General features: G+C 37.6%; 6 protein-coding genes and 1 other annotated feature. Of the genes, 1 reads left to right on the top strand and 5 read right to left on the bottom strand.

Features of this window, described 5'->3' with window-relative positions:
* The 3 genes from ytpR to AC06OU_RS12065 form a co-directional block, all read right to left on the bottom strand.
* Positions 1–520 (bottom strand): YtpR family tRNA-binding protein (gene ytpR, locus AC06OU_RS12055; RefSeq protein WP_475856047.1); only part of this gene is annotated, 520 nt, incomplete at its 3' end.
* A 12-nt stretch (positions 521–532) separates the two neighbouring features.
* Complete coding sequence (gene pheS / locus AC06OU_RS12060) at positions 533–1,570, bottom strand: phenylalanine--tRNA ligase subunit alpha (protein ID WP_169360282.1); 1,038 nt, start codon at positions 1,568–1,570, stop codon at positions 533–535.
* Between the two features lie 47 nt (positions 1,571–1,617).
* Positions 1,618–1,850 (bottom strand) — a binding site (T-box leader).
* Positions 1,851–1,905: 55 nt separating this feature from the next.
* A complete protein-coding gene (locus AC06OU_RS12065) occupies positions 1,906–2,670 on the bottom strand; it encodes a TrmH family RNA methyltransferase (protein ID WP_475856049.1) in 765 nt (254 codons plus the stop codon).
* Positions 2,671–2,849: 179 nt separating this feature from the next.
* On the opposite strand from AC06OU_RS12065, the gene sspI reads away from it, so the two are divergent.
* Positions 2,850–3,059 carry a small acid-soluble spore protein SspI gene (gene sspI, locus AC06OU_RS12070; RefSeq protein ID WP_169360284.1) on the top strand — a complete coding sequence of 70 codons (210 nt, stop codon included), beginning with the start codon at positions 2,850–2,852 and terminating at the stop codon, positions 3,057–3,059.
* Positions 3,060–3,085: 26 nt separating this feature from the next.
* Here the strand turns inward: sspI and AC06OU_RS12075 are convergent, their stop codons facing one another.
* Together AC06OU_RS12075 and AC06OU_RS12080 are read right to left on the bottom strand one after the other, a co-directional pair.
* Positions 3,086–3,424 carry a DUF3221 domain-containing protein gene (locus tag AC06OU_RS12075; protein WP_475856051.1) on the bottom strand — a complete coding sequence of 113 codons (339 nt, stop codon included), beginning with the start codon at positions 3,422–3,424 and terminating at the stop codon, positions 3,086–3,088.
* Positions 3,425–3,440: 16 nt separating this feature from the next.
* On the bottom strand, positions 3,441–4,024 hold a 584-nt coding region (locus tag AC06OU_RS12080), incomplete at its 5' end, for a DUF2441 domain-containing protein (protein ID WP_475856053.1).

A 4,024-nucleotide genomic window follows, 5' to 3' on the forward strand; every position in this document is an offset into this window, starting at 1 on the left:
CCGAGCGGTTTGGTGTTAAGCCTAACTCTAATACGACATCATCTAATCCTAATAAAGGAAGAGCACTTTCACCTGGTACCGCAGTTTCAGGAAGAACATAAATACCTTCTGCATACGTTTTGGATACGAGGCGACCTTCAATACCTAGCTCTTGAAGAGAACAAATCATTCCATTAGATACTTCACCGCGTAACTTTGCTTTTTTAATTTTAATGCCACCCGGTAACACAGCTCCAGGACGTGCAACGATTACCTTTTGACCAGCGTCAACATTCGGAGCACCACAAATAATTTGAGTGATTTCATCTCCTACGTCCACCTGACAGATGTTTAGCTTATCTGCTTCTGGATGTTTTACTTTTTCCTTTACATATCCAACTACTACATTTGTCATGCCTAGAGAGCGATCAATCACTGCATCTACTTCTATTCCTGAGCGAGTAATTTTCTCACCTAAGTCTTTTGGGTCCAACCCTTGTGTGTTTACATATTCTGATAACCATTTTGTTGATACTAACATGTCATTTCCTCCTTACACTTCTGTTCGGTGGAATTGCGATAAGAAACGCACATCATTTGTATAGAAATGACGAATATCTTCCACTCCATATTTCAACATTGCAATACGCTCTGGTCCCATACCAAACGCAAAACCAGAAAGCTTTTTAGAATCATAGCCAGCCATCTCAAGAACATTAGGATGAACCATACCTGCTCCTAGGATTTCAATCCAGCCTGTTTTCTTACATACGTTACAACCACTTCCTCCACATTTGAAGCAAGAGATATCCATCTCTACAGAAGGCTCTGTGAATGGGAAGAAACTTGGACGCAGTCGAATTTCACGATCTTCTCCGAACATTTTCTTCGCGAATAAAGATAAAGTACCTTTTAAATCACTCATACGAATATTTTCACCGATGACTAAACCTTCGATTTGAGTAAATTGATGAGAATGGGTAGCATCATCATTATCACGACGATATACCTTACCAGGACAAATGATCTTAATTGGTTGCCCTTCTTTTGCTTCCATCGTGCGTGCTTGAACTGGAGAGGTATGCGTACGCAATAGAATATCCTCTGAAATATAGAAGGAATCCTGCATATCACGAGCTGGATGTCCTTTAGGTAAATTCAACGCTTCAAAATTGTAGTAATCCTTTTCTACCTCAGGACCCTCGGCAATTTCATAACCCATGCTTAAAAATAGATCTTCAATTTCCTCCACTACACGTGTGAGTGGATGATGATTTCCTGTTTTCACTGGTCTTCCCGGTAATGTTACATCGATAGACTCTTTTGCAAGCTGTTCTTGAATCGCTTGTTCTTGAAGTAATGTCATACGTGCTTCTAAAACGGCAGTTACTTCTTCACGCACGACATTGACAAGTGCTCCCATTTTTGGACGTTCCTCAGCTGGGAGTTTACCCATACCCTTTAATAAATCTGTAATCGGTCCTTTTTTTCCTAAATACGCTACTCTCACATCATTTAATTCTTTTGTGTTTTGTGAAGCTTCAATTTTTTGTAATGCTTCTTCTTTTAACTGTTGAAGTTGTGCTTCCATTTGAAAAATCCCTCCTAATTGACAAAATAAAAAATCCCCGCCCCTATAAAAGGGACGAGGACTAATTTCGCGGTACCACCCTGATTATTGCACAACTATACGTGCAATCACTCAATTCGAATAACGGCTCTACACCGGCACACCTTTACAGTAAATACTGGTCCCGGTGGCAGCTAACGGGGTGAACTTCTATATGAATTCTCCATTTACGCTTCCAGTCAAGGCGCAAAATCCCTACATTCGAATAATCATATATACTTTTCCCGATGACAGCTTTTCTTATTTATCAAATTATTATCTATTATACGGACTTTTAAACATTTCATCAAGGGTATTTATCTCAACGTAAGACCATAAAGAAGAATTCCTGTTGCGACTGCAACATTTAAAGATTCCGCCTGGCCCAATAAAGGAACAATAATATTTTGGTCCGTTTGTTCTAAAAGACTTGCTTGTATACCGCTACCTTCGTTTCCTACTATTAATGCAAACGCATCACTTTTCTCTACCTCATGAAACGGGGTTGAATTTTCAAATGCCGTTCCATATACTTTTACATTTTTCTCTTTTAGCTGTTCGACCCAATAGCTTAAGTCACCTTTTAAAACAGGTATATGGAAATGAGAGCCTTGAGCAGAACGAAGCGTTTTAGAATTATACGCATCAGCTGATCCCTTTCCAAGAATAACAGCGTCTATCCCCGCTGCATCAGCCGTACGAATCATCGTTCCAATATTCCCTGGGTCTTGAACCGCATCAATTAATAAAAATTTACTCCAATTTTCTTGTTCATCTGCTTGAGCCGCACTTTGTTTACAATGTGCAAAAATGCCTTGTGTATGCTCTGTTTCAGCAAGCTCTTTTTTAATAACATCATTAATTTCAACTATTTCTAGATTGTCTACGTCCCAACTGGCAGGAATTTCACTTGTATCACTTAACATGATAGTTAAGACAAGTTCTTTTTGTTTGATTGCTTCTTCTACTAAATGATAGCCTTCAATGATAAATTCACCAGTTTTATCTCTTTCTTTTCGAACACTGAGTAATTTTTTCCAATGCTTCACTAAAGAGTTTTGAGGAGATTCGATTCGTTTCATATTGTGTACCGCCTTTTTCTAAAATGCTGCAAAACAAATAGTTTAGCATCTTTTCTTTGTAGAAGATTATACCATGTTCCTCGATTAGTTCATATGTTCATAATTATCTTCCGTCAATTCAAAAAAATTATGTATAGTTGACGAAACATGGGGAAAGATGAAGACAAGGAGTGATAAAAATGGATTTTCAAATTCGAGAAGCAATAGCAGCTAACCTAAAGGGTAATTCAGCTACTGATATTAAAGAAGTGGTAGAAGATGCGATTAACCGAGGAGAAGAACATTTACTACCTGGTCTAGGCGTAATTTTTGAAAAATGGTGGAAATCAGCTGATGAATCCAGCAAACAAGCAATGCTCAATAATGTTTCTACTGCATTTGCTCAATAAGTATTAGCTAACGGAGACCGTATACACTACGGTCTCTTTATTAATATAATTTTAGTACCATGACCAGAGCCTGGTAAACTTTGGTCCAGGGCATCATACCAGACTTTCACCTTGTCCCCAACCTCTATATCAGTTACTTTTTCGTCAAATCCAAAGGAAGAAGATTGAATAGATTTAGATATAATTTCCTCCTTTGTAAGAATTCTATCTATTCCTGGTTGCTCTTCATAAATAAAAACATGAGCATCAGATACCTCTGCTACTATACCCTCCATGATAAATCGCTCTTCCTGACTTTCTTCTTTACAACCCCATAAACTAACAACGGATATCAGTATTATAAGAAACACCAAATATCGAATCATTGTTAACCTCCCAGCATTATACATACTCTTCTATAATTTCTACAACTTCAATTTTTCCATCCACCAACATCTCGGGTAGTTCACTGATTACATTTCCTTGCCAATACGCTCTTGCCTGCTCTATTTTCTTTGCAAAAGATATACCATCTTCCTTTGGCAAAAAGCTAGCATCTCCCTCAAAGGATTTCCCAAAAACTCGAAGTTTAACAAGCTGTAAGACCTGCCGATTATAGGAATTAAATAAGTCTACCCATTTGAGTGCATCCTCTAAGCTTTTTGTAGCATATAGACAGGATAATCTAGATGGGTAATTCGGATATTCCTCTAATCTAACCATTTCTACTATCGTTTCGCGGATTGCTCTAGTCGTTTGATCCAAATATTTAAGACCAACCTCTGCATCCTCTTTAGTTAAGTTCACCCCTTCATTTGTGTATTCATTTTGAAAAATTTGAACAAAGTCTTCTCCCTTGGAATTTAATTGTTCTTTTTCAAAAAAGAAGTGATATAACGTATTTTTTTGATTCTCACTAAAATCAATTACCTGTCCTACCCTCATCTTGTTTCTTGTAACGATATGATAAACAACTAGTTCATTCT

The organism is Psychrobacillus sp. (assembly GCF_056205495.1).